The organism is Roseicyclus sp. (genome assembly GCF_052168335.1).
GTDB lineage: Bacteria > Pseudomonadota > Alphaproteobacteria > Rhodobacterales > Rhodobacteraceae > Roseibacterium.
The window spans coordinates 1-5,114 of sequence record NZ_JBQLZP010000692.1; the positions used below are offsets into that span (position 1 = coordinate 1).

Genomic DNA, 5,114 nt, shown 5'->3' on the forward strand with positions numbered 1-5,114 from the left:
GGAAGTCGTTCATCCCCTGCACGCGGCCGCGCTCCTCGATCGTGTGGGCCTGCGTCAGCATCGCGGTCGCCCCGATGAAGCCGAAGTTCCAGCCGACGCCGAGCAGGATCAGCGCGCCGAAGAACTGGTAGAGTTCTACCCCCGTCAGCGCCATGCCGCCGGCAAGCGCCAGCAGGAACAGGCCGATGCCGACGATCCGCATGGCGCCGAAGCGCGCGATCAGGTGGCCCGTGAAGAAGGAGGGCGCGAACATCGCGATCACGTGGGCCGAGACCACGTCCGCCGCCGTGCTGGTGGAAAAGCCGCAGCCCACCATGGCGAGCGGCGTCGAGGTCATCGTCAGGTTCATCAGCGCGTAGGAGACCATGCCGCAGATGATCGCGACCGCGATCCTGGGGTCGCGCAGAAGCTCGCGCCGCGTGCGGCCCGTGGGCGCGTCGGGGGCGGGCGGCTTCGGCTTGGGCAGGTCGAGCGCGAGGAACAGGGCGGCGCCGACGAGGTTCAGGACGACGACGGCGGCATAGGTGCCGACGAAAGGCACCACGGTCGCGTCGTTCGTCACCTTCACGAGCTGCGGCCCGATCAGCGCCGAGAGGAGGCCCCCCGCCATCACGTAGGAGATCGCCTTGGGCCGGAACGTCTCCGAGGCGGTGTCGGCGGCGGCGAAGCGGTAGAATCCCTGCGCCGACATGTAGATGCCGGTCAGGTAGGAGCCGACGAGGAACAGCGGGAAACTGTCGATCCAGAGGCCCCAGCCCGCCAGCGCCGCCCCGGTCCCGCCGCCGAGCGCGCCCGCGAAGAAGCCCGCCGCGCGCCCGAAGCGCTGCATCACCGCCGAGAGCCAGGGCGCCGTCGTCATCGAGCCGAAGACGATGAGCGAGATCGGGATCGTGGCGAGCGCGGGGGAGGGTGCGATCATCAGCCCGGCCAGCCCGCCCACCACGAAGATCATCGGCATCTGGCTGCCCAGGATGGCCTGCGCGGCCACGAGGACCGCCACGTTGCGCCGCGCGCGCCTGTCGCCTTCGCGGTCCTGGTCTGTCGGGGAAAGGCTGGCGTCCGTCATGGGCGAAGGGCTACAGGATGGCCGGGGCGCGGTCCAGAGCGTCCGGTGCCGCATGGGAATGGACAATGCCCCCGAGGATCATCGAGACGGAGGACGACCTCGCCCGGGCGGCGGCGGAACTGCTGGCGCTCGAGCCGCGCTTCGCGCCGGTCCTCGCGGCGGGGCCCCTGCCGATGCGGCGGACGGCGGACGGGTTTCCCGCGCTCCTCTCGGCGATCGTGGGCCAGCAGGTCTCGACCGCGAGCGCGGCGGCGATCCGGGCGCGGCTCGAGGCGGCGGGGTTCTCGACCGAGGATGCCGTCCTCGCCGCGGAGGAGGCCGCGCTGCGCGCCTGCGGGCTCAGCCGGCCCAAGATGCGCTATGTCCGGGCGCTGGCGGGGGCGGGCGTCGACTGGGCCGCGCTTCGGGACGCGGAGACGGAGGAGGTCGTGACGATCCTCACAGCGATCCCCGGCATCGGGCGCTGGACGGCGGAGATCTACGCCAAGTTCGCGCTCGGCCATGCGGATGCCTTCGCCGCGGGAGACCTCGCGCTGCAGGAGGCGGCGCGGCGCCTCCTGGGCCTGCCCGAGCGTCCCACCGAGCGGGACCTGCGCGCGCTCGCCGAGCCCTGGCGACCCGTCCGCGCGGTTGCCGCGCGCGCGCTCTGGGTCTACTACCGCTGGGATGTCGGCCGGGAGGGTGTGTTGTGAGCAGGGTTCTGGACTACGGGCGCCGCGCGCCCGCGGGCGGCGGGGCGTCGAACCTCGTCGTCTTCCTTCATGGCTACGGCGCGGACGGCAACGACCTACTGGGCCTCGCCGATCCGCTGGCCCCTTACATGCCGGACACGGTCTTCGTCGCCCCGAACGCGCCCGAGCGCTGCGGCATGAACCCGATGGGTTTCCAGTGGTTTCCGATCCCCTGGATCGACGGCTCCTCCGAGGAGCAGGCGATGGAGGGCATGGGCCGCGCGGTGGACGACCTGAACGCCTTTCTCGACCGCGTCATGGCGGAGGAGGGGGTGCCGGCCGCGCGGACGATCCTCGTGGGCTTCAGCCAGGGCACGATGATGAGCCTCCACGTCGCGCCGCGCCGGGCCGAGGCGGTGGCCGGCGTCGTCGGCTTTTCCGGTCGCCTCCTCGCGCCCGAGACGCTGGCCGAGGAGGTGCGCGTGCGCCCGCCGGTCCTGCTCGTCCACGGCGACATGGACGATGTCGTCCCGCCGCAGAGCCTGCCCGAGGCCGCCGAGGCGCTGGAGGGCGCCGGCTGGGAAGAGGTCTATGCCCATGTCATGAAGGGCACCGCCCACGGGATCGCGCCCGACGGGCTGTCGGTCGCGCTCGCCTTCATGCGCGAGAAGCTCGGCATCGTCTGAGCCTCAGCCCCAGAGCGCGCGCTCGGCGAATTCGACCGAGTTGCCAGAGGGGTCGCGCACGTAGAGCGAGCGGGCGCCGTTCGGCCATCGGAAATCGGCCTCGGCCTCGACGCCCGCCGCCGCGAGCCGGGCGCGGATCGCGGTGATCTCGGCATCGGTCGCGGCGAAGCAGACATGGCCTTCGCCCCGCGCACCATGCGGCGGTACGGGGATCGCCGGGTCGGAGGTCGGCACCGTCGTTCCTTCGGGATCGAACACCAGCAGGATCGTCGCGCCGACCCGGTAGAAGACATGCCGCCCCGGCACCCGCATCAGGCGCGGCAGACCGAGGAGTTCGCCGTAGAAGGCCTCCGCCGCATCGAGGTCGGAGACATAGACCGCAGCCTCGAGGATTGCGCCCGGAGGCGGGGCGTCTGGCAGTCGGGACATGGCGCCATCCTGCCACGGAAAGCGGCGCGTGCGCAAACCGGGCGGCGGCCGTCACGAAACTGTCAGCGACGGGCGGTAGACGACGCGGCAAGGCGACACAGTATCTGGTGAGGCTTGCCGCAAGCGAAAGGCTAGATATAGTGGAAGCAAGGCAGGAGCGGGGCGCTCCCGCTCTGGTGCCTGAGGCGGGCAGACAGGGCGGGAACGGAGTCACTCATGCAGGCCGCGGCCGAGATAGAATTCAGGACGAGTTTCGTGCGCGAGCCGGGCGCGCTCAAGAGCCATCCGGCGCTGGTGCTGAACGCCGATTACCGCCCGCTCAGCTACTACCCGCTGTCGCTCTGGCCCTGGCAGGAGGCGATCAAGGCGGTCTGGCTCGACCGGGTGCAGATCGTGGCGGAGTACGACGAGGTCGTGCGCAGCCCCTCGACCGAGATCCGCATCCCCTCCGTCGTCGTGCTCAAGGACTACATCCAGCCGCAGAAGCGCGTGGCCTTCACCCGCTTCAACCTGTTCCTGCGCGATGAGTTCTCCTGCCAATACTGCGGCTCGAAGGGCGACCTGACCTTCGACCACGTGGTGCCGCGCGCCCGCGGCGGCGTGACGAGCTGGGAGAACGTCGTCGCGGCCTGCGCGAAGTGCAACCTCAGGAAGGGCGCGCGGAGCCTGCGGGCCTCGGGCCTGACGCTGCGCAAGCCACCCCGGCAGCCCGGCGCGGAGGAACTGCGCAACATGGGCCGCAAGTTCCCGCCCAACTACCTCCACGACAGCTGGCTCGACTTCCTCTACTGGGACGCGGAACTCGAGGAATGAGACCTCGGCGCCTGTGGCGCGCGGGGGATTGCGTATTTGTGGAAAGATGAATGCGCGGGCGCGTGAGGGCAGGCGCGGCCACGCGGGCGCGTGAGGGTGGGTGAGGTCACGCGGACCAGTGACAGGGCCCCGGGCCCCGGCTAGCCTCCGGGCGGCGAACCAGAGGGACATGGCCGGAGCGACATGCGATGACGACGACCGATTGGGAACCGATCTCGGGGGCGGTGCTGCCGCGTTACGCGGGGCTCCCGAGCTTCATGCGGCTGCCTCATGTGCCCGAGGGCGATCCGCGGCGGGCGGAGGTCGATATCGGCATCCTCGGGCTGCCCTGGGACGGGGCGACCTCGAACCGCCCGGGGGCGCGGCACGGTCCGCGCGCGCTGCGCGACGCCTCGACCATGGTGCGCGCGATGCACGGCGCGACGCGGCAGACGCCGTTCCGGACCATGCGCTGCGCCGACATGGGCGACGTGGCGATGAGCCCGGTGGACCAGGACGAGGCGCTGGGGGCGGCCGAGGCCGCGGTGGACGCGATGCTCGCCGACGGCATCCGGCCTCTGATGGTCGGGGGCGACCATCTCTGCACGCTGCCGGTGCTGCGCGCGATCGGGAAACGGCGGGGGGAGCCCTTCGGCCTGATCCTGCTGGACAGCCACACCGACCTCTACCCGCCCTATTTCGGGGGCAGGACGCTGACCCACGGCAACCCGTTCCGGCAGGCGATCGAGGAGGGCTGGCTCGATCCCCGGCGCTGCTTCATGGCGGGGATGCGGGGCACCTCCTACAACAAGGAGGATGTCGACTGGGGCCGCGAGAAGGGCGTCCACATCGTCGAGATCGAGGAGTGCATGGCGCGGGGCTGGGCCTCGGTGATGCAGGAGGGGCGTCAGGTCGCGGGGCAGGGGCCGGTCTACGTCAGCTTCGACATCGACTTCGTCGACCCGGCCTTCGCGCCCGGGACCGGAACGCCCGAGGTGGGCGGGCCGTCGAGCTTCGAGGCGCTGCAATGCGTCCGCGCGCTCCGCGGGCTCGAGATCCTCGGCGCGGACCTCGTGGAGGTGTCGCCGCCCTTCGATCCCTCGGGCGCGACGGCCTGGCTGGGGGCCTCGGTGATGTTCGAGCTGATCTGCGCGATGGAGCCCGTGGCGTGATGCGCGCGGTTGGACCGTTCCCCCGAAGCCGGTAGACTTGTCGCGCCGAACGGGTTACGCCTCGGGCGAAAAGGCTCCGTTAGCGCTAACATGCGGTGTGTGCGGCGCGGCGGGAACTCTGGGAGAGGCAGATGGTTTCGCGTGTCATTCCGGTCGACCCGTTCGACCTCGTGATCTTCGGCGGCACCGGCGACCTGGCGCGGCGCAAGATCCTGCCGGCGCTCTACCGGCGCTTCCTCGACGGGCAGATGCCGCCCGAGGCGCGGATCATCGGGGCCGCCCGGACCCAGCAATCGGC

At 71.2% G+C, this 5,114-nt stretch carries 6 protein-coding genes and 1 pseudogene; 5 read left to right on the plus strand and 2 right to left on the minus strand.

What is annotated here, in order from left to right; translation table 11 throughout:
- On the minus strand, positions 1-1,066 hold a 1,066-nt coding region (locus ACTS11_RS21015), incomplete at its 3' end, for an MFS transporter (protein ID WP_442642228.1).
- A gap of 65 nt (positions 1,067-1,131) precedes the next feature.
- Here ACTS11_RS21015 and ACTS11_RS21020 point away from each other — a divergent pair.
- Both ACTS11_RS21020 and ACTS11_RS21025 read left to right on the plus strand, forming a co-directional pair.
- Positions 1,132-1,758 (plus strand): DNA-3-methyladenine glycosylase family protein, encoded by a 627-nt coding sequence (locus tag ACTS11_RS21020; RefSeq protein WP_442642229.1) that lies wholly within the window; start codon positions 1,132-1,134, stop codon positions 1,756-1,758.
- A complete protein-coding gene (locus tag ACTS11_RS21025) occupies positions 1,755-2,423 on the plus strand; it encodes an alpha/beta hydrolase (RefSeq protein ID WP_442642230.1) in 669 nt (222 codons plus the stop codon). Before ACTS11_RS21020 ends, ACTS11_RS21025 begins: the two co-directional genes overlap by 4 nt.
- A gap of 3 nt (positions 2,424-2,426) precedes the next feature.
- On the opposite strand, the gene ACTS11_RS21030 is transcribed toward ACTS11_RS21025, so the two are convergent.
- On the minus strand, positions 2,427-2,852 hold the full coding sequence (locus tag ACTS11_RS21030; protein ID WP_442642231.1) for a VOC family protein: 426 nt from the start codon (positions 2,850-2,852) through the stop codon (positions 2,427-2,429).
- 216 nt (positions 2,853-3,068) lie between these two features.
- On the opposite strand from ACTS11_RS21030, the gene ACTS11_RS21035 reads away from it, so the two are divergent.
- The 3 genes and pseudogenes from ACTS11_RS21035 to ACTS11_RS21045 all read left to right on the plus strand — a co-directional run.
- On the plus strand, positions 3,069-3,665 hold the full coding sequence (locus tag ACTS11_RS21035) for an HNH endonuclease (protein ID WP_442642232.1): 597 nt from the start codon (positions 3,069-3,071) through the stop codon (positions 3,663-3,665).
- A gap of 188 nt (positions 3,666-3,853) precedes the next feature.
- Positions 3,854-4,816 (plus strand): agmatinase, encoded by a 963-nt coding sequence (gene speB / locus ACTS11_RS21040; RefSeq protein ID WP_442642233.1) that lies wholly within the window; start codon positions 3,854-3,856, stop codon positions 4,814-4,816.
- Positions 4,817-4,947: 131 nt separating this feature from the next.
- Positions 4,948-5,114: pseudogene (locus ACTS11_RS21045) on the plus strand (glucose-6-phosphate dehydrogenase); the annotation flags it as partial.